The following is a 19,870-nucleotide window of genomic DNA, read 5'->3' on the forward strand; positions in this document are numbered from 1 at the left end:
GGGCCTTTAACTCATGGGACTCGAAGAAAAGCTGCCGAGCGGCTTCCTGCTGACCACCGTCGAGCAGGCCGCGGGCTGGGTGCGCAAGGCGTCGGTCTTCCCCGCCACCTTCGGCCTCGCCTGCTGTGCCATCGAGATGATGACCACCGGCGCCGGCCGCTACGACCTGGCGCGCTTCGGCATGGAGGTCTTCCGCGGCTCACCGCGGCAGGCGGACCTCATGATCGTCGCCGGCCGGGTCAGCCAGAAGATGGCGCCGGTGCTGCGGCAGGTCTACGACCAGATGCCGAACCCGAAGTGGGTGATCTCCATGGGGGTCTGCGCCTCCTCGGGCGGCATGTTCAACAACTACGCCATCGTCCAGGGCGTCGACCACATCGTCCCGGTCGACATCTATCTGCCCGGCTGCCCGCCCCGCCCCGAGATGCTGATGGACGCGATCCTCAAGCTCCACCAGAAGATCCAGTCCTCCAAGCTCGGCGTGAACGCGGAGGAAGCGGCCCGTGAGGCGGAGGAAGCGGCGCTCAAGGCCCTGCCCACCATCGAGATGAAGGGGCTGCTGCGGTGAGCGACGCCAACGGGGTCAACCCCGAGAAGGACCTCGCGGCCTCCAACCTCCCCGGCCAGCGCGGCGAGGGAGGCGAGGAGATCCGCGTCCAGCGCGGCATGTTCGGCGCCAACAACGGCGGCGACACCTCCGGCTACGGCGGCCTCGTCCGCTCGGTCCGGCTCCCGGGACCGGCGAGCCGCCCCTACGGCGGCTGGTTCGACGAGGTCGCCGACGAACTGGAGGGCGCCCTGGAGGAGCAGGGACTCCTCCCCGAGAACGCCATCGAGAAGACGGTCGTCGACCGCGGCGAACTCACCTTCCACATCGAGCGCGAGCACCTGGTCCGCGTCGCCCGCACCCTGCGCGACGACCCGGCCCTGCGCTTCGAGCTGTGCACCGGGGTGAGCGGCGTCCACTACCTCCACGACAAGGGCCGTGAGCTGCACGCCGTCTACCACCTGCGCTCGATCACCCACAACCGGCTGATCCGGCTGGAGGTCAGCGCCCCCGACAGCGACCGCCGCATCCCGTCGCTGGTCTCCGTGTACCCGACCAACGACTGGCACGAGCGTGAGACCTACGACTTCTTCGGGATCGTCTTCGACGGTCACCCGGCCCTGACGCGGATCATGATGCCGGACGACTGGCAGGGCCATCCGCAGCGCAAGGACTACCCCCTCGGCGGCATCCCCGTCGAGTACAAGGGCGCCCAGATCCCGGCTCCGGACCAGCGGAGGTCGTACTCATGAGCACGCAGCACGCCACGGGGCGCGAGACCACCGAGGGCACCGTCTACACGGTCACCGGCGGCGACTGGGACGAGGTCGTCCAGTCCGCGGCCCGCGCCGACGACGAGCGCATCGTCGTCAACATGGGCCCGCAGCACCCCTCCACCCACGGGGTGCTCCGGCTCATCCTGGAGATCGAGGGCGAGACGGTCACCGAGGCCCGCTGCGGCATCGGCTACCTGCACACCGGTATCGAGAAGAACCTCGAATTCCGCACCTGGACGCAGGGCACCACGTTCGTGACGCGCATGGACTACCTGACGTCCTTCTTCAACGAGACCGCCTACTGTCTCGCCGTCGAGAAGCTCCTCGGCATCGAGGACCAGGTCCCCGACCGCGCCACCCTCATCCGGGTGCTCCTGATGGAGCTGAACCGCCTCTCCTCGCACCTGGTGTGCATCGCCACCGGCGGCATGGAGCTCGGCGCGACCACGATCATGATCTACGGATTCCGTGATCGTGAAATGATTCTCGACATCTACGAGCTGGTCACGGGCCTCAGGATGAACCACGCGTACATCCGGCCCGGCGGACTCGCCCAGGACCTGCCGCCCGGCGCGGTGGACCAGATCCGCGAGTTCGTGAAGAAGATGAAGAAGAACCTCCCGGAGTACGACAAGCTCGCCACCGGGAACCCCATCTTCAAGGCCCGTATGCAGGACATCGGCTACCTCGACCTGGCCGGCTGCATGGCCCTCGGCGCGACCGGCCCGATCCTGCGCTCCACCGGCCTGCCGCACGACCTGCGCAAGAGCTCGCCCTACTGCGGGTACGAGACCTTCGACTTCGACATCCCGACCGCCGACACCTGCGACGCCTACGGCCGCTTCCTGATCCGCCTGGAGGAGATGCGCCAGTCGCTCAGGATCGTCGAGCAGTGCCTGGACCGGCTGCAGCCCGGACCGGTCATGGTCGCCGACAAGAAGATCGCCTGGCCCGCCCAGCTCGCGCTCGGCCCCGACGGCCTCGGCAACTCCCTCGACCACATCAAGAAGATCATGGGCACCTCCATGGAGGCCCTGATCCACCACTTCAAGCTGGTCACCGAGGGCTTCCGCGTCCCGCCGGGACAGGCGTACGCGGCGGTCGAGTCCCCCAAGGGAGAACTCGGCGTGCACGCCGTGTCCGACGGCGGCACCCGCCCCTACCGGGTCCACTTCCGCGACCCGTCCTTCACCAACCTTCAGGCCATGGCGGCGATGTGCGAGGGCGGCCAGGTCGCCGACGTCATCGTCGCCGTCGCGTCCATCGACCCCGTGATGGGAGGCGTCGACCGGTGACCACCAGTTCTTCGGAGCAGGGCGTCAGCCTGGGCATGCCCCAACTGCCCGCGCCCGACTACCCGGACGACGTACGAGCCCGGCTGGAGCGGGACGCGCGCGAGATCATCGCCCGCTACCCCGACTCCCGGTCCGCGCTCCTTCCGATGCTGCACCTGGTGCAGTCCGAGGAGGGCCATGTCACGCGCACCGGAATGCAGTTCTGCGCGGACATGCTGAACCTGACCACGGCCGAGGTCACCGCCGTCGCCACCTTCTACACGATGTACCGGCGGCGGCCGAGCGGCGACTACCAGGTCGGCGTCTGCACCAACACCCTCTGCGCGGTGATGGGCGGCGACGCGATCTTCGAGGCGCTCCAGGAGCACCTCGGGGTCGGCAACGGCGAGACCACCGACGACGGCAAGGTCACCCTGGAGCACATCGAGTGCAACGCGGCCTGCGACTTCGCGCCGGTCGTGATGGTCAACTGGGAGTTCTTCGACAACCAGACCGTGCAGAGCGCCAAGCGCCTGGTCGACGACCTCCGCGCGGGAGAGCAGGTGACTCCCACGCGCGGGGCGCCGCTGTGCACCTTCAAGGAGACGGCCCGGATCCTGGCGGGCTTTCCCGACGAGCGGGACGGGGCAGTCGAGGCCACCGGAAGCGCGGGACCCGCTTCGCTGGTGGGCCTCAAGCTGGCCAAGGGGGAGACCGCTCCCGCGCGGGTGGTGCACCCACGCGACGGCGGACCTCATGAGGAGCCGCAGGACAGGGCGGTGCCCGAGCCGTCACCGACGGAGCACGCGAGCTCGCACGACGCGCCGCAGGACACATCGGCCTCCGACCCGGCACACCCGGCCGGGCCCGCCGCCGAGGAGGGGGAGTGATGACCTTGGCACCCGAGCTGAAAGACACCAGCCCCGAGAAGCTGCTCGCACCCGTGCTGTCGGCCTTCTGGGACGAGGACAGGTCCTGGACGCTGGACGTCTACCGAAGGCACGAGGGGTACGAGGGACTTCGCAAGGCGCTCGCCATGTCGCCGGACGACCTCATCGCCTATGTGAAGGACTCCGGTCTGCGCGGGCGCGGCGGCGCGGGATTCCCCACCGGAATGAAGTGGCAGTTCATTCCCCAGGGAGATGGAAAACCGCACTATCTAGTTGTCAACGCCGACGAATCGGAGCCCGGGACGTGCAAGGACATCCCGCTCCTGTTCGCGAACCCGCATAGCCTCATCGAGGGCATTGTCATCGCGTGTTATGCCATCAGGTCTTCGCATGCCTTCATCTATCTGCGTGGTGAAGTCGTCCCTGTGCTGCGGCGGTTGCACTCGGCCGTGAGCGAGGCCTACGCGGCCGGCTACCTCGGCAAGAACATTCTGGGCAGCGGCCTCGATCTCGAACTCACCGTGCACGCCGGCGCCGGGGCGTACATCTGCGGTGAGGAGACCGCACTTCTCGACTCGCTCGAAGGCCGCCGTGGACAACCGCGGCTCCGTCCTCCTTTCCCTGCTGTCGCGGGCCTCTACGCCTGCCCGACTGTGGTGAACAACGTCGAATCGATCGCGTCGGTTCCCGCGATCCTGAATCGGGGCAAGGACTGGTTCCGGTCGATGGGCAGCGAGAAGTCCCCGGGCTTCACGCTCTACTCGCTCAGCGGCCATGTCGCCAGCCCCGGCCAGTACGAGGCCCCGCTCGGCATCACCCTGCGCCAGCTGCTCGACATGAGCGGCGGGATGCGCCCCGGCCACCGGCTGAAGTTCTGGACGCCGGGCGGCTCCTCCACGCCGATGTTCACCGACGAGCACCTCGACGTCCCGCTCGACTACGAAGGAGTCGGCGCCGCCGGCTCCATGCTCGGCACCAAGGCGCTGCAGTGCTTCGACGAGACGACCTGCGTGGTGCGCGCCGTCACCCGGTGGACCGAGTTCTACGCCCACGAGTCCTGCGGCAAGTGCACACCCTGCCGTGAAGGCACCTACTGGCTGGTGCAGTTGATGCGGGACATCGAGGCCGGCAAGGGCACGATGAACGACCTCGACAAGCTCTACGACATCGCCGACAACATCAACGGCAAGTCCTTCTGCGCCCTCGGCGACGGTGCCGCCTCGCCGATCTTCTCCTCGCTGAAGTTCTTCCGCGAGGAGTACGAGCAGCACATCACGGGCCGCGGCTGCCCCTTCGACCCGGCCAAGTCCACGGCCTGGGCGGACAAGCACACGGAGGTGAACGCATGACGGTGACCACCAGCGCTCCCTCCGGAGGCGGCGAGGCGGCGGTCCCGCCGGAAGATCTCGTCACGCTGACCATCGACGGCGTGGAGATCAGCGTGCCCAAGGGCACCCTGGTCATCCGGGCCGCCGAGCAGCTCGGCATCGAGATCCCCCGCTTCTGCGACCACCCGCTCCTCGACCCGGCCGGCGCCTGCCGCCAGTGCATCGTCGAGGTCGAGGGCCAGCGCAAGCCGATGGCGTCCTGCACCATCACCTGCACCGACGGCATGGTCGTCAAGACCCATCTGACCTCCCCGGTCGCGGAGAAGGCGCAGAAGGGTGTGATGGAGCTCCTCCTCATCAACCACCCGCTGGACTGCCCGGTCTGCGACAAGGGCGGCGAGTGCCCGCTGCAGAACCAGGCGATGTCGCACGGCCAGGCCGAGTCCCGCTTCGACGGACGCAAGCGGACCTACGAGAAGCCCGTGCCGATCTCCACGCAGGTGCTGCTCGACCGCGAGCGGTGCGTGCTGTGCGCCCGCTGCACCCGCTTCTCCAACCAGGTCGCGGGCGACCCGATGATCGAGCTGGTCGAGCGGGGCGCGCTCCAGCAGGTCGGCACCGGTGAGGGCGACCCCTTCGAGTCGTACTTCTCCGGCAACACCATCCAGATCTGCCCGGTCGGCGCGCTCACCTCGGCCGCGTACCGGTTCCGCTCCCGCCCCTTCGACCTGGTGTCCTCGCCGAGCGTGTGCGAGCACTGCTCCGGCGGCTGCGCCACCCGCACCGACCACCGGCGCGGCAAGGTCATGCGCCGCCTCGCGGCCAACGACCCGCAGGTCAACGAGGAGTGGATCTGCGACAAGGGCCGCTTCGCCTTCCGGTACGCCCAGATGCGCGACCGGCTGGAGACGCCGCTGGTGCGCAACCCCGAGGGCGAGCTGGTCCCGGCGTCCTGGCCGGAGGCCCTGCAGATCGCCGCGCAGGGACTGCTCGCCTCGCGCGGCCGGGCCGCGGTCCTCACCGGCGGCCGTCTCACCGTCGAGGACGCCTACGCGTACAGCAAGTTCGCGCGTGTGGCGCTCGACTCCAACGACATCGACTTCCGCGCGCGCGTGCACAGCGGCGAGGAAGCCGACTTCCTGGCCGCCCGGGTCGCCGGACGCGGACGCGACCTGGACGGCACGGGCGTCACCTACACCGCCCTGGAGAAGGCGCCCGCGGTCCTGCTCGCCGGGTTCGAGGCCGAGGAGGAGGCGCCCGGCGTCTTCCTGCGGCTGCGCAAGGCGTGGCGCAAGCACGGCCAGAAGGTCTTCTCACTGGCCACGCACGCCACACGCGGGCTTGAGAAAGCGGGCGGCACCCTGCTCCCCGCCGCCCCCGGCACCGAGACCGAGTGGCTGGACGCCCTCGCCAGCGGTGTCGGCCTGGAGGAGGACGGCGCGCGGGCCGCGGAGGCGCTGCGCGCCGAGGGCGCGGTCATCGTCGTGGGCGAGCGGCTGGCCGCGGTGGCCGGCGGTCTCACCGCGGCTGTGCGGGCCGCGTCCGCGACCGGCGCCCAGCTGGTGTGGATCCCGCGCCGGGCCGGGGAGCGCGGCGCCATCGAGGCGGGCGCGCTGCCCTCGCTGCTTCCGGGCGGCCGTCCCGCCACCGATCCACGCGCGCGTGAGGAGGTCGCCGCCGCCTGGGGCGTCGCCGAACTCCCGCACCGCTATGGCCGGGACACCAGCCAGATCGTGGAGGCCGCCGCCAACGGCGAGATCCAGGCCCTGGTGGTCGCCGGAGTGGAGATCGCCGACCTGCCCGACCCGGCACGCGCGCGTGAGGCGCTCACCGAGGCCGGGTTCCTGGTCTCGCTGGAGCTGCGGCCCAGCGAGGTCACCGAACTCGCCGACGTGGTCCTGCCGGTCGCCGCGGTCGTGGAGAAGGCGGGCGCCTTCCTCAACTGGGAGGGCAGGCTGCGCCCCTTCGAGGCCGCGCTCAAGCCCGAGCAGATGACCCGCCGGCTGCCCCCGACCGACGCCCGCGTCCTGCAGATGCTGGCCGACGCCATGGACGTACACCTGGGCCTGCCGGATCTGCGCACGCTGCGCGCGGAGCTGGACCGGCTCGGCGCCTGGGACGGTCCGCGGGCCGGTGAACCCCTGGAGACCGCGGTGCCGTTGCCGCGGCCCGCCGCCGGGGAGGCCGTACTGGCCGGGCACCGTCTGCTGCTCGACCAAGGCCGCCTCCAGGACGGCGAGGACGCGCTCGCCGGGACCCGGCACGCCGCCCACGCGCGTGTGTCGGCCGCCACCGCCGCCGAGGCGGGCGTGAAGGACGGCGACGTCCTCGCGGTCACCGGCAGCGCCGGGACGGTCGAACTCCCGCTGCAGATCACCGCGATGCCCGACCGGGTGGTGTGGCTCCCGCTGAACTCCACCGGCGCCGGCGTCGCCTCCGACACCGGGGCGCGGCCCGGCACCCTCGTCCGCATCGGCCCGGCGACGCCCACGTCCGAGGCCCCGAAGGAGGTGGAGGCATGAGTCGGTACCTCGCCGCTGAAGACCTCTCGATGTTCGGCCAGGACCCCTGGTGGCTGGTCGTCATCAAGGCGGTGTTCTGCTTCGCCTTCCTGATGGTGACCGTGCTGTTCTCCATCGTGTGGGAGCGCAAGGTCGTCGCCTGGATGCAGCTGCGCATCGGCCCCAACCGGCACGGCCCCTGGGGCATGCTCCAGTCGCTCGCCGACGGCATCAAGCTGATGCTGAAGGAAGACGTCATCGTCAAGCGCGCGGACAAGGTGGTCTACATCCTCGCGCCGATTGTCGCGGCCATCCCGGCCTTCATGGCGATCGCGGTGATCCCCTTCGGGCCTGCCGGCAACGAGGTCTCGATCTTCGGCCAGCGCACCACGATGCAGCTCACCGACCTGCCGATCGCGATGCTCTACATCCTCGCGGTCGCCTCGGTCGGCATCTACGGCATCGTGCTGGCGGGCTGGAGCTCCGGCTCGACCTACCCGCTGCTCGGCGGTCTGCGCTCCTGCGCGCAGATGATCTCCTACGAGATCGCCATGGGCGCCGCCTTCGCCTCGGTCTTCCTCTACTCCGGCTCGATGTCGACCTCGGCGATCGTCGAGGCGCAGCAGGACCGCTGGTACATCATCCTGCTGCCGGTCTCCTTCATCATCTACGTCGTCACGATGGTCGGCGAGACCAACCGCGCCCCGTTCGACATGCCGGAGTCCGAGGGCGACCTGGTCGGCGGCTTCAACACCGAGTACTCGTCGATCAAGTTCGCGATGTTCATGCTCGCCGAGTACGTGAACATGGTGACGGTCTCGGCGGTGTCGGTGACGCTCTTCCTCGGCGGCTGGCGGGCCCCCTGGCCCGTCTCCACCTTCTGGGAGGGCGCGAACCACGGCTGGTGGCCGCTGCTCTGGTTCACGATCAAGGTCCAACTGCTGCTGTTCTTCTTCATCTGGCTGCGCGGCACCCTGCCCCGGGTCCGCTACGACCAGCTGATGAAGCTCGGCTGGAAGGTCCTCATCCCGGTCTCCGTGGTCTGGCTGATGCTCGTGGCGACCGTGCGGACACTGCGCAACGAGAACTACGACTTCGCCGACATCGCCCTCTACATCGGCGGCGGCGTCCTGGTACTGCTGCTCCTCTCCTTCGTCGTGGACATGTTCCGCGGCAAGCCGAAGGAGGAGGAGAAGGCCGCTCAGGCCGCCGACTTCGACCCGATGGCGGGCGGATTCCCCGTACCACCTCTGCCCGGACAGGAGCTTCCACCGGTTCCCAGGCGCAGTTCGCGCCGGGAGCGGGAGCTCATTGTCAGTGGCGGGGTGAATACTCAGAGTGACGACGGATCTCTGGATGGAAAGGAGGCGTCCGATGGCTGAGGAGCCCAAGGAGACCAAGCCCGGTTTCCAGAACCCGGTGGCCGGCTTCGGCGTGACCTTCAAGGCCATGTTCAAGAAGCGGCTGACCGAGCAGTACCCGGAACAGCAGAAGACCACCGCTCCGCGCTTCCACGGACGGCACCAGCTCAATCGCCATCCGGACGGTCTGGAGAAGTGCGTCGGCTGTGAACTGTGCGCCTGGGCCTGCCCCGCCGACGCGATCTACGTCGAGGGCGCGGACAACACCGACGAGGAGCGCTACTCGCCCGGCGAGCGGTACGGCCGCGTCTACCAGATCAACTACGCCCGCTGCATCCTGTGCGGCCTGTGCATCGAGGCGTGCCCCACGCGCGCGCTCACGATGACCAACGAGTTCGAACTGGCCGACTCCAGCCGCGCCAACCTCATCTACACCAAGGAGCAACTGCTCGCCGGTCTTGAGGACGGCATGGTGGACACGCCGCACGCGATCTACCCCGGCACCGACGAGCAGGACTACTACCGGGGCCTGGTGACCGAGGCGGCGCCCGGCACCGAGCGCCAAGTGGCCGTCTCCAAGGGCGAGAAGCCAGAGGAAGAGGAGGTGCAGGCATGAGCGCGCAGCTCGCCGCCTACTCCACCTCCACCGGAGAGGCGTTCCAGTTCTGGGTCCTCGGCACGATCGCGGTGATCGGCGCCCTGTGCACCGTCTTCATGAAGAAGGCCGTGCACAGCGCCCTCTGCCTCGCCGGGACCATGATCATCCTGGCGGTGTTCTACCTCGCCAACGGCGCCTACTTCCTGGGCATCGTGCAGATCGTCGTCTACACCGGCGCGATCATGATGCTGTTCCTGTTCGTGGTGATGCTGGTCGGCGTGACCGCGGCGGACTCCCTGAGGGAGACCATCAAGGGCCAGCGCTGGCTGGCCCTGCTGTGCGGCCTCGGCTTCGCGGTCCTGCTGTTCGCCGGGATCGGCAACGCCTCCCTGTCGGAGTTCAACGGCCTCGCCCAGGCCAACGCGAACGGCAATGTCGAGGGCCTGGCCGCCCTGTTGTTCACCAAGTACGTCTTCGCCTTCGAGATCACCGGCGCCCTGCTCATCACCGCCGCCGTCGGCGCGATGGTGCTCACCCACCGGGAGCGCACCGAGCGCGCCAAGACCCAGCGCGAGCTGGCCGAGGAGCGGGTGCGCAAGGGCACGCACCTGCCGCCGCTCCCGGCGCCCGGTGTGTACGCCCGGCACAACGCCGTGGACATCGCTGGCCTGCTGCCCGACGGCACCCCGTCGGAGCTCACCGTCAGCAAGACCCTGCGGGAGCGCGGCCAGATCCGGGACGTGTCCACCGAGGCGATCAACGACCTCAAGGCCCTGGAGCAGCGCGCCGAGGAACGCCTGCAGCGCACCAACAGTGGGGAGGCGGCCAAGTGAACCCGGTCAACTACCTCTATCTCGCGGCCCTGTTGTTCACGATCGGCGCCACCGGCGTACTGATCAGGCGCAACGCGATCGTGGTGTTCATGTGCATCGAGCTGATGCTCAACGCCTGCAACCTCTCGCTGGTCGCCTTCTCCCGGATGCACGGCAACCTCGACGGCCAGATCATCGCCTTCTTCACGATGGTCGTCGCCGCCGCGGAGGTCGTGGTCGGACTCGCGATCATCGTGTCGCTGTTCCGTTCCCGCCACTCGGCCTCGGTCGACGACGCCAGCCTGATGAAGCTGTAAGGGGTCGCTGAATCGTGGAGAACCTGATTGCGCTGCTCATCGCGGCGCCCCTGCTCGGAGCGGCGGTCCTGCTGTGCGGCGGCCGGCGCCTGGACGCCGTCGGGCACTGGATCGGCACGCTGCTGGCGTCCCTGTCCTTCGTGTTCGGCGCGGTCCTCTTCTTCGACCTGCTCGGCAAGGACGCCGCCGACCGGACGCTGACCCAGCACCTGTTCAGCTGGATCCCGGTGGAGGGCTTCCAGGCGGACATCGCCTTCCGCCTCGACCAGCTGTCGATGACGTTCGTCCTGCTGATCACCGGCGTCGGCTCGCTGATCCACCTGTACTCGATCGGGTACATGGAGCACGACGAGCGCCGCCGCCGTTTCTTCGGCTATCTCAACCTGTTCCTCGCGGCGATGCTCCTGCTGGTCCTCGCCGACAACTACCTGCTGCTGTACGTCGGCTGGGAGGGCGTCGGTCTCGCCTCCTACCTGCTGATCGGCTTCTGGCAGCACAAGCCGAGCGCCGCCACCGCGGCGAAGAAGGCGTTCCTGGTCAACCGCGTCGGCGACATGGGTCTGTCGATCGCGATCATGATCATGTTCACCACCTTCGGGACCTTCGCCTTCGGCCCGCTCCTCGGCAGCGAGGAGACGCCCGGAGTGGCGGGCGACGCCTCCGAGGGCACGCTCACCGCGATCGCCCTGATGCTGCTGCTCGCCGCCTGCGGCAAGTCCGCCCAGGTGCCGCTGCAGTCCTGGCTCGGGGACGCGATGGAGGGCCCGACCCCGGTCTCGGCCCTGATCCACGCGGCCACCATGGTGACGGCGGGCGTCTACCTGATCGTCCGCTCCGGCGCGATCTTCGACGCCGCCCCGGACGCGCAACTGGTCGTCACCATCGTCGGCGCGGTCACGCTCCTGTTCGGTGCGATCGTCGGTTGCGCGAAGGACGACATCAAGAAGGCGCTGGCCGGTTCGACCATGTCGCAGATCGGCTACATGATCCTCGCCGCGGGCCTCGGCCCCATCGGCTACGCCTTCGCGATCATGCATCTGGTGACCCACGGCTTCTTCAAGGCCGGGCTCTTCCTCGGCGCCGGTTCGGTCATGCACGGCATGAACGACGAGGTCGACATGAGGAAGTACGGCGGCCTGCGCAGGTACATGCCGATCACCTTCATCACCTTCGGCCTCGGCTACCTCGCCATCATCGGCTTCCCGGGCCTGTCCGGCTTCTTCTCCAAGGACAAGATCATCGAGGCGGCGTTCGCCAAGGGCGGCACCGAGGGCTGGATCCTCGGCGGCTGCGCCCTGCTGGGCGCCGCGATCACCGCGTACTACATGACGCGCGTGATGCTGATGACCTTCTTCGGCGAGAAGCGCTGGCAGCCCGACGAGCAGGGCAACGAGCCGCACCCGCACGAGTCGCCCAGCTCCATGACCATCCCGATGATCGTGCTGGCCTTCGGCTCGGTCTTCGCGGGCGCCCTGTTCAGCATCGGCGACCGCTTCGTGAACTGGCTGGAGCCCGTCACTGGCTTCGAGCACGGCCACTCCCCGCTCAGCGCGGCCGCGGTCACCTCCTCCACGGTGGCCGTCATGGTCCTCGGCGTGGCCGTCGCGTACCTCCAGTACGGGCGCCGTCCCGTGCCGGTCGTCGCCCCGCGCGGGTCGCTGCTCACCCGGGCCGCCCGGCGCGACCTGCTCCAGGACGACTTCAACCACGTCGTCCTGGTCCGCGGCGGCGAGCACCTCACCCGCTCCCTGGTCTACGTCGACCACACCCTGGTCGACGGCGTCGTCAACGGCACGGCGGCCTCGGTCGGCGGCCTCTCCGGACGGCTGCGCAAGCTCCAGAACGGCTACGCGCGGTCGTACGCGGTCTCGATGTTCGGCGGTGCGGCACTCCTGGTCGCCGCGACCCTGCTGATGAGGGCGGTCTGATACCGATGTCCTTTCCCCTGCTGACAGCGACGGCGGCGCTCCCCGCGATCGGGGCGGTCGCCACGGCCGCCGTGCCGGCCGCGCGGCGCACCGCCGCCAAGTGGCTGGCGCTGCTCTTCTCCCTCGCCACGCTCGCGCTCGCCGTCGTGATCATGGTCCGTTTCGACCCGGACGGCGACCGCTACCAGCTCACCGAGTCCCATGCCTGGATCAGTGAGTTCGGGGTCCGCTACGACCTCGGCGTGGACGGCATCGGGGTCGCCCTGATCGCGCTGACCGCGGTGCTGATGCCGTTCGTCATCCTCGCGGGCTGGCACGACGCCGACCCGCTGGAGACCGGCAGCAAGAGGTGGCGGCCGACGCAGGGCTTCTTCGCCCTGATCCTGGCCGTCGAGGCGATGGTGATCCTCTCCTTCGAGGCCACCGACGTCTTCCTCTTCTACATCTTCTTCGAGGCCATGCTCATCCCGATGTACTTCCTCATCGGAGGCTTCGGGGACCGGGCCCACGAGCACGGCGAGGAGGTGGCCTCCACCCAGCGCTCCTACGCCGCGGTGAAGTTCCTCCTCTACAACCTGGTCGGCGGTCTGATCATGCTGGCCGCGGTGATCGGCCTGTACGTGGTCGCGGGGAACTTCTCGCTCCCCGAGATCGCCGAGGCCCGCGCCAACGGCTCGCTGGACATGGCCACCAGCACCGAACGCTGGCTGTTCCTGGGCTTCTTCTTCGCCTTCGCGGTGAAGGCGCCCCTGTGGCCGCTGCACACCTGGCTGCCCAATGCCATGGGCGAGGCCACCGCCCCGGTCGCCGTGCTGATCACAGCGGTCGTGGACAAGGTCGGCACGTTCGCGATGCTCCGCTTCTGCCTCGGGCTGTTCCCGGAGGCGTCGAAGTGGGCGACGCCCGCCATCCTGGTCCTCGCGCTGATCAGCATCATCTACGGCGCCCTGCTGGCGGTCGGCCAGCGCGACATCAAGCGCCTGGTGGCGTACGCGTCGATCTCGCACTTCGGCTTCATCATCATGGGCATCTTCGCGATGACCAGCCAGGGCCAGTCGGGCGCGACGCTGTACATGGTCAACCACGGCCTGTCCACGGCCGCGCTGATGCTGGTGGCCGGCTTCCTGATCTCCCGGCGCGGCTCGCGGCTCATCGCGGACTACGGCGGGGTCCAGAAGGTCGCCCCGGTGCTCGCCGGCACCTTCCTGATCGGCGGCCTGGCGACGCTGTCGCTGCCCGGACTCGCCCCGTTCGTCAGTGAGTTCCTGGTGCTGGTGGGCACGTACACGCGGTATCCCGTGGTCGGCATCATCGCCACCTTCGGCATCGTGCTCGCCGCCCTCTACACCCTGGTGCTGTACCAGCGCACGATGACGGGCCCGGTCAAGCCCGAGGTCTCGGCGATGCCCGACCTCAGGGTGCGGGAGCTGGCGGTCGTCGCACCGCTGGTCGTGCTGCTGCTGTTCCTGGGCGTCTACCCGAAGCCCGTCACGGACATCGTCAACCCCGCGGTGGAGCAGACCATGTCCGACGTACAGAAGAAGGACCCCCAGCCCGAGGTGGAGGCGGCCAAGTGAGCGCATCAGCCGTCCACAGCCTGTGGACAACCGCGGCCGATCCGATCTCGAAGATCGACGCGCCGAAGATCGAATACGGACAGCTGTCGCCCACGCTGATCATCGTCGGCGCGGCGGTGGCGGGCGTGCTGATCGAGGCGCTCGTCCCGCGCAAGTCCCGTTACTACGCCCAGGTGTTCGTCTCCGCCGTGGCGCTCGTCGCCGCCTTCGCCGCAGTGGTCGCGCTCGCGGCCGACGGGTACGGCACCACGAAGGCGGGCATCGCGGCGATGGGCGCCATCGCCGTCGACGGCCCCGCCCTCTTCCTCCAGGGCACGATCCTGCTGGCCGGGCTCGTGGGCCTGTTCACCTTCGCCGAGCGGCGGCTGGATCCGGCCGCGCACGGCAACCGGGTCGACTCCTTCGCCGCGCAGGCCGCTTCCGTGCCGGGCAGCGACAGCGAGAAGGCCGCGGTGAAGGCCGGGTTCACCACCACCGAGGTGTTCCCGCTGCTGCTCTTCGCGGTCGCGGGCATGCTGGTCTTCCCGGCGGCCAACGACCTGCTGACGCTGTTCATCGCGCTGGAGGTCTTCTCCCTGCCGCTGTACCTGATGTGCGCGCTGGCCCGCCGCAAGCGGCTGATGTCGCAGGAAGCGGCCGTGAAGTACTTCCTGCTCGGGGCGTTCGCCTCCGCGTTCACCCTGTTTGGCATCGCGCTGCTGTACGGCTACGCGGGCTCGGTGTCCTACGCGACCATCGCGCAGGTCGTCGACGGCACCCTGACCAGCGTCGACCCGGCGCTCGCGGACACCATGGGCAATGACGCGCTGCTCCTGATCGGCACGGCCATGCTGGTCATGGGCCTGCTGTTCAAGGTCGGCGCGGTGCCCTTCCACATGTGGACGCCGGACGTGTACCAGGGCGCGCCGACCCCGGTGACCGGCTTCATGGCGGCGGCGACCAAGGTGGCCGCGTTCGGCGCGCTGCTGCGGGTGCTGTACGTGGTGCTGCCCGGCCTGCGCTGGGACTGGCGGCCGGTCATGTGGGCCGTCGCGATCATCACCATGCTGGGCGGCGCCATCGTCGCGATCACGCAGACCGACATCAAGCGGCTGCTGGCGTACTCGTCGATCGCGCACGCGGGCTTCATCCTCGCCGGTGTCATCGCCACCACGCCGGACGGCATCTCCTCCGTCCTCTTCTACCTGGCCGCGTACTCGTTCGTGACCATCGGCGCCTTCGCGGTCGTCACACTGGTCCGGGACGCGGGCGGCGAGGCGACCCACCTGTCGAAGTGGGCGGGGCTCGGGCGGCGTTCGCCGCTGGTGGCGGCCGTGTTCGCGGTGTTCCTGCTGGCCTTCGCGGGCATCCCGCTGACCTCCGGGTTCGCGGGCAAGTTCGCGGTGTTCAAGGCGGCGGCGGAGGGCGGTGCGGCCCCGCTGGTCGTGGTCGGTGTGATCTCGTCGGCGATCGCTGCGTTCTTCTACATCCGCGTCATCGTGCTGATGTTCTTCAGCGAGCCGCGGCCCGAGGGCCCGACGGTGGCGGTGCCGTCGCCGCTGACGATGACCGCGATCGGCGTCGGCGTGGCGGTCACGCTGGTGCTCGGTGTGGCGCCGCAGTACTTCCTGGAGCTCGCGAGCGACGCAGGGGTGTTCGTGCGCTGACGCGAGCGGGTCGCACCAGGGCCCCGGTTCCCGAGAGGGGAGCCGGGGCCCTCGTGCGTGTCCGGCCAGGTCTTCGGACGGTCAGTCCTTCGGACGGTCAGTCCTTCGGATGGTCAGTCCTTCGGACGGTCAGGCCTTGGGGCCGTCACGCCTTGGGGCACTTCACCTTGGGGTTGAAGCCCTCCAGCAGCCCGTCCGGGTTGTGCTTGTAGATCCAGGCGTGCAGCGTGAAATGACCCGGCAGCTGACCCTCGTCGAACTTCCGCCCGAACAGTTCGGGGGTCGCCTGGCCCTTGTCCTCCACGACCCACTCCACCGCGATCAGTTCCCTGCCGTGCTTGCCGTCCTCGTACAGCAGCGCCGCGGGCTTCGCCGGATCGAGGGAATTGAGGTACTTCGGGTTGACGTAGTGGTAGCCCATGTTCGGCACGCACTCGTCCGTCCACTGGTATCCGCCCTTCGCCGCGAACGGCTCGTAGCCGTACTTCCCGGTCGCCGTGTACGTCGGGGTCAGGTCCGTCCAGACGGACGGATCGGGCGCCGCGGCGGCCTGCGCGGGGACGGCGGCCAGCGCGACGGACGCGGTCAGCGCGGCGGTGAGGACGGCCTTGAGGGAGCGAGAGGCCATGCTGTGACTCCTTGAGGGGGACGGGCGCGCCCGAACGGCACGCCCCGTACGAAGAGGGCGGGAACCGGGCGGGCCTCCCCTGCCTGCCGGTGCGTGTCCCGCTCGCCGAGCATGTCCCGGCCACCGGGGCGCTGCCAGATGACAGCAGCCATTGGCATGACTACCGAACGTGATTCCACGAGCCTGTGGATAACTCCGGCGCTGTCGGTGCGGACCCCTATCGTGGACCCAGTGGTCGAGGAGCGACGTACGGGGGGCACGACGATGGGCGGGACGGGCGGGATCGGTGCAATGACAGCGACAGCCGGGAGCGAGGCACTGACCACGCTCCACAAGGTCTTCGGCTACGAGACCTTCCGGGGGGAGCAGGAAGCGGTCATCGAGCATGTGGTGGCCGGCGGGGACGCCGTCGTCCTCATGCCGACCGGCGGCGGCAAGTCGCTGTGTTACCAGATCCCGGCCCTGGTCAGACCCGGCACGGGCATCGTGGTCTCCCCGCTGATCGCGCTCATGCAGGACCAGGTGGACGCGCTGCGGGCGCTCGGGGTGCGGGCCGGGTTCGTCAACTCCACGCAGGACTTCGACGAACGGCGGGTGGTGGAGGCCGAGTTCCTCGCCGGGGAACTGGACCTGCTCTACCTCGCGCCGGAGCGGCTGCGCCTGGACACCACCCTGGACCTGCTCTCGCGCGGCAAGATCTCGGTGTTCGCGATCGACGAGGCGCACTGCGTCTCCCAGTGGGGCCACGACTTCCGCCCCGACTACCTGATGCTGTCGGTGCTCGGCGAGCGCTGGCCGGACGTCCCGAGGATCGCGCTCACCGCGACCGCCACCCGGGCCACGCACCAGGAGATCACCCAGCGGCTGAACATGCCGTCGGCCCGGCACTTCGTGGCGAGCTTCGACCGGCCCAACATCCAGTACCGGATCGTGCCGAAGGCCGACCCGAAGAAGCAGCTGCTGGCCTTCCTGCGCGAGGAGCACGCCGGGGACGCGGGCATCGTCTACTGCCTGTCGCGCAACTCGGTTGAGAAGACGGCGGAGTTCCTCAGCCGCAACGGCGTCGAGGCGGTGCCGTACCACGCGGGCCTGGACGCCGGGACCCGCGCCGCGCACCAGTCCCGGTTCCTGCGCGAGGACGGACTGGTCGTGGTGGCGACGATCGCCTTCGGCATGGGCATCGACAAGCCGGACGTGCGGTTCGTCGCCCACCTCGACCTGCCGAAGTCGGTCGAGGGCTACTACCAGGAGACCGGCCGCGCCGGCCGCGACGGGCTGCCGTCCACGGCGTGGATGGCCTACGGCCTCAACGACGTCATACAGCAGCGCAAGCTGATCCAGTCCGGCGAGGGCGACGAGGCGTTCCGGCGCCGCGCCGCCGCCCACCTCGACGCGATGCTCGCGCTGTGCGAGACGGCCCAGTGCCGACGCGGCCAACTCCTCGCCTACTTCGGCCAGGACCCCGACCCCACCGGCTGCGGCAACTGCGACACCTGCCTCACCCCGCCCGAGACCTGGGACGGCACCGTCGCGGCGCAGAAGGTGCTGTCGACGGTCGTACGGCTGCAGCGCGAGCGCGGGCAGAAGTTCGGGGCGGTCCAGATCGTCGACATCCTCCTCGGCAAGCGCACCGCGAAGGTGATCCAGTTCGACCACGACCAGCTCTCCGTCTTCGGTATCGGTGAGGAGCTGACCGAGGGCGAATGGCGGGGCGTGATCAGGCAGTTGCTGGCGCAGGGCCTGCTGGCGGTCGAGGGCGACTACGGCACCCTGGTGCTGACCGAGGGCAGCGGGGCCGTGCTGCGGCGCGAGCGGGAGGTGCCGCTGCGCAAGGAGCCGCCCAAGCCGGTGGCGTCCCGGTCCGCGTCCTCCGGTTCCGCCGGCAAGAGCAAGGCGAAGACCGCCGCCGCGGAGCTGCCGGAGGCGCTGGTGCCGGCCTTCGAGGCATTGCGCGCCTGGCGCGCGGAGCAGGCGCGGGAACAGGGCGTACCGGCCTATGTGATCTTCCACGACGCCACGCTGAGAGAGATCGTGACCGTGTGGCCCTCCACCGTGCGCGAGCTGGGCGGCATCAGCGGAGTGGGCGAGAAGAAGCTGGCGACGTACGGCGAGGGCGTGATCGGGGTCCTGGCGGGACTGACCGGCACCGCGACGTCGGCCACCGACGCGGCCGAGCCCTCGGACGACCCGGGGGAGTGGCCGGAGGATGAGCCGGACCTGGAACCGGAGCCGGACGACTGGGCGTAGGCCACAGCCACCCGGCTTCCCGCCGAGCCCCGTGCGGTCAGCCGCCCGAGCCGGGCGGGGCCGGCCTCCGCCGCGTACGGGCACAGGGCTCGGGGCCCAGGGCTCGGGGCCGGAGTGGGGCGTTGGGCATAGTCCTGCGTCGGCGGCGGCCCCTCGGTCGGGCCGAGCCCGTCAGCGTGCGGCTCGCCTGCTGAACCCAGTGCGGCCGGCTGCCCGGCTCGCCCGCTCTGCACTCGCGCGGCCGGCCTCCGCGCGTACGGGCCCGGAGCCGCCAGAGCGGGGAGCACCCGCAGGCAGCCGCCCTCGGTCGCTGCCTGCGCCGTCAGCCGCGCTCCTCGGCCCGCCTGCCCCGGTGCCGTGGGCCGCCCCTCGGTCTACCCCAGCGCCGTCAGCCCCGGTGCGAAGGTGATCAGCAGGGGTACCAGCGGGGTCAGTGCCGCGAGGGCCGTGGTCATCGCTCTGCGGTGCCGGGTCAGGCGGGGCGGGGGTGCCAGGAGGCGGTCGACGCGCTCGCCGAGGAGGCGGTGGCTGGAGGAACAGGAGAGCACGCCTCGGTGCTGGTTCAGCTCGATCAGGGCCAGCGCCGTGGTCAGGTGGCCGCAGCGGCGGGAGGCCGTGTCGTCGGCGGCCAGTTCGACCAGGCGGTGGGTCTGGTCGCAGAAGTGAGCGAACAGCGGGATTCGGGGGAAACCGGTGGCCAGTGCGGTGGAGAGGTGCAGCAGCCAGTCGTGGCGGGCTCGGGCGTGGCCGCGCTCATGGGTGAGGACGGCGTCCAGCTGGTGGTCGGTCAGACGGTGCAGGGCACCCGTGGTGACGATCAGCTGGGGCGGGCTGCCGGGCATCCACCAGGCGTCCGGGTACTCGTCCTCCAGCACCAGCAGCGGGCCCCGCGCGGCAGGCAGGCCCGCGGGCAGCTCCGGGGCGCGCTCGCGCAGGTGGGCGCGGGCCTGGCCGCGGCTGCGGCGGGCCTCGACCAGTTCGCGGGCGAGCATCGCCGTCGTCCAGGCGGCGCCGCAGGCCAGCAGCACGGTGAGGACGACGGCCCAGACCGGGGCCGCGGACAGGTCGTACGCGGCGGTCACGGCCGGCGGCGCGGGAGCGAAGACATGGTCGCGCACCGTGTGGAAGACGGCGGCGGCGCCCAGGACCAGCGCGGTCAGACAGGACAGCAGGACCGTCGCGACCAGGCACTGCCACACCCACAGCGCGACCACCGGTTCCCGCTCGGGCCAGACCGCCCGGGTCAGGGACCGCGGCACCGGCACGGCGGCGGTCACGGCGACGACGCTCAGCAGGAGCAGGCAGAAGGTCATGCCATGGGCTCCGGATCCTGGTCGGGACAACGGCGGGCGCGGGGCGTGCTGGGCACGGGCGGTCCGGAGCGCGCGCCGGGCGCACCGTCCGCCGCACAGTATGACGGCGACGGGCGGCGCGCGGCAG

General features: G+C 69.9%; 16 protein-coding genes. 14 read left to right on the forward strand and 2 right to left on the reverse strand.

Annotated features, from left to right (window positions below; all coding sequences use genetic code 11):
• Positions 1-13: 13 nt before the first annotated feature.
• Genes ACZ7L7_RS09020 through nuoN form a run of 13 tightly spaced genes read left to right on the forward strand, consistent with a single transcriptional unit; the run spans position 14 to position 15,555 of the window.
• Positions 14-568 (forward strand): NuoB/complex I 20 kDa subunit family protein, encoded by a 555-nt coding sequence (locus tag ACZ7L7_RS09020; protein ID WP_007383964.1) that lies wholly within the window; start codon positions 14-16, stop codon positions 566-568.
• Positions 565-1,299 (forward strand): NADH-quinone oxidoreductase subunit C, encoded by a 735-nt coding sequence (locus tag ACZ7L7_RS09025; RefSeq protein ID WP_285510695.1) that lies wholly within the window; start codon positions 565-567, stop codon positions 1,297-1,299. The genes ACZ7L7_RS09020 and ACZ7L7_RS09025 overlap by 4 nt, the downstream gene beginning before the upstream one ends.
• Positions 1,296-2,618 carry an NADH-quinone oxidoreductase subunit D gene (locus tag ACZ7L7_RS09030; RefSeq protein ID WP_471428492.1) on the forward strand — a complete coding sequence of 441 codons (1,323 nt, stop codon included), beginning with the start codon at positions 1,296-1,298 and terminating at the stop codon, positions 2,616-2,618. Before ACZ7L7_RS09025 ends, ACZ7L7_RS09030 begins: the two co-directional genes overlap by 4 nt.
• Complete coding sequence (gene nuoE / locus ACZ7L7_RS09035) at positions 2,615-3,487, forward strand: NADH-quinone oxidoreductase subunit NuoE (RefSeq protein ID WP_285510694.1); 873 nt, start codon at positions 2,615-2,617, stop codon at positions 3,485-3,487. Before ACZ7L7_RS09030 ends, nuoE begins: the two co-directional genes overlap by 4 nt.
• The gene (gene nuoF, locus ACZ7L7_RS09040; RefSeq protein ID WP_453598999.1) at positions 3,487-4,836 is read left to right on the forward strand and encodes an NADH-quinone oxidoreductase subunit NuoF; all 1,350 of its coding nucleotides are present in this window, start codon (positions 3,487-3,489) and stop codon (positions 4,834-4,836) included. The genes nuoE and nuoF overlap by 1 nt, the downstream gene beginning before the upstream one ends.
• The gene (locus ACZ7L7_RS09045) at positions 4,833-7,337 is read left to right on the forward strand and encodes an NADH-quinone oxidoreductase subunit G (RefSeq protein ID WP_453599002.1); all 2,505 of its coding nucleotides are present in this window, start codon (positions 4,833-4,835) and stop codon (positions 7,335-7,337) included. The genes nuoF and ACZ7L7_RS09045 overlap by 4 nt, the downstream gene beginning before the upstream one ends.
• Positions 7,334-8,698 carry an NADH-quinone oxidoreductase subunit NuoH gene (gene nuoH / locus ACZ7L7_RS09050; protein WP_471428499.1) on the forward strand — a complete coding sequence of 455 codons (1,365 nt, stop codon included), beginning with the start codon at positions 7,334-7,336 and terminating at the stop codon, positions 8,696-8,698. Before ACZ7L7_RS09045 ends, nuoH begins: the two co-directional genes overlap by 4 nt.
• Complete coding sequence (nuoI, locus tag ACZ7L7_RS09055; RefSeq protein WP_285510690.1) at positions 8,691-9,293, forward strand: NADH-quinone oxidoreductase subunit NuoI; 603 nt, start codon at positions 8,691-8,693, stop codon at positions 9,291-9,293. The genes nuoH and nuoI overlap by 8 nt, the downstream gene beginning before the upstream one ends.
• Positions 9,290-10,108: an NADH-quinone oxidoreductase subunit J gene (locus tag ACZ7L7_RS09060; protein ID WP_472075410.1), complete on the forward strand. Its 819-nt coding sequence runs from the start codon at positions 9,290-9,292 to the stop codon at positions 10,106-10,108. The genes nuoI and ACZ7L7_RS09060 overlap by 4 nt, the downstream gene beginning before the upstream one ends.
• Positions 10,105-10,404 (forward strand): NADH-quinone oxidoreductase subunit NuoK, encoded by a 300-nt coding sequence (gene nuoK, locus ACZ7L7_RS09065; protein WP_015658544.1) that lies wholly within the window; start codon positions 10,105-10,107, stop codon positions 10,402-10,404. The genes ACZ7L7_RS09060 and nuoK overlap by 4 nt, the downstream gene beginning before the upstream one ends.
• A gap of 14 nt (positions 10,405-10,418) precedes the next feature.
• The gene (gene nuoL / locus ACZ7L7_RS09070; RefSeq protein ID WP_472075412.1) at positions 10,419-12,332 is read left to right on the forward strand and encodes an NADH-quinone oxidoreductase subunit L; all 1,914 of its coding nucleotides are present in this window, start codon (positions 10,419-10,421) and stop codon (positions 12,330-12,332) included.
• A gap of 5 nt (positions 12,333-12,337) precedes the next feature.
• Positions 12,338-13,909, forward strand: coding sequence for an NADH-quinone oxidoreductase subunit M (locus ACZ7L7_RS09075; RefSeq protein WP_453599011.1), 1,572 nt, complete (start codon positions 12,338-12,340; stop codon positions 13,907-13,909).
• Positions 13,906-15,555, forward strand: coding sequence for an NADH-quinone oxidoreductase subunit NuoN (nuoN, locus tag ACZ7L7_RS09080; RefSeq protein WP_472075414.1), 1,650 nt, complete (start codon positions 13,906-13,908; stop codon positions 15,553-15,555). The genes ACZ7L7_RS09075 and nuoN overlap by 4 nt, the downstream gene beginning before the upstream one ends.
• 145 nt (positions 15,556-15,700) lie before the next feature.
• Here the strand turns inward: nuoN and ACZ7L7_RS09085 are convergent, their stop codons facing one another.
• Complete coding sequence (locus ACZ7L7_RS09085; RefSeq protein ID WP_285510685.1) at positions 15,701-16,183, reverse strand: hypothetical protein; 483 nt, start codon at positions 16,181-16,183, stop codon at positions 15,701-15,703.
• A 264-nt stretch (positions 16,184-16,447) separates the two neighbouring features.
• Between ACZ7L7_RS09085 and recQ the strand changes: the two genes are divergently transcribed.
• On the forward strand, positions 16,448-18,430 hold the full coding sequence (gene recQ, locus ACZ7L7_RS09090) for a DNA helicase RecQ (protein WP_285510743.1): 1,983 nt from the start codon (positions 16,448-16,450) through the stop codon (positions 18,428-18,430).
• 374 nt (positions 18,431-18,804) lie between these two features.
• Here the strand turns inward: recQ and ACZ7L7_RS09095 are convergent, their stop codons facing one another.
• The gene (locus ACZ7L7_RS09095) at positions 18,805-19,743 is read right to left on the reverse strand and encodes a M56 family metallopeptidase (protein WP_285510684.1); all 939 of its coding nucleotides are present in this window, start codon (positions 19,741-19,743) and stop codon (positions 18,805-18,807) included.
• Between the last annotated feature and the right edge of the window lie 127 nt (positions 19,744-19,870).

This window comes from Streptomyces sp. NPDC110618 (assembly GCF_055657065.1).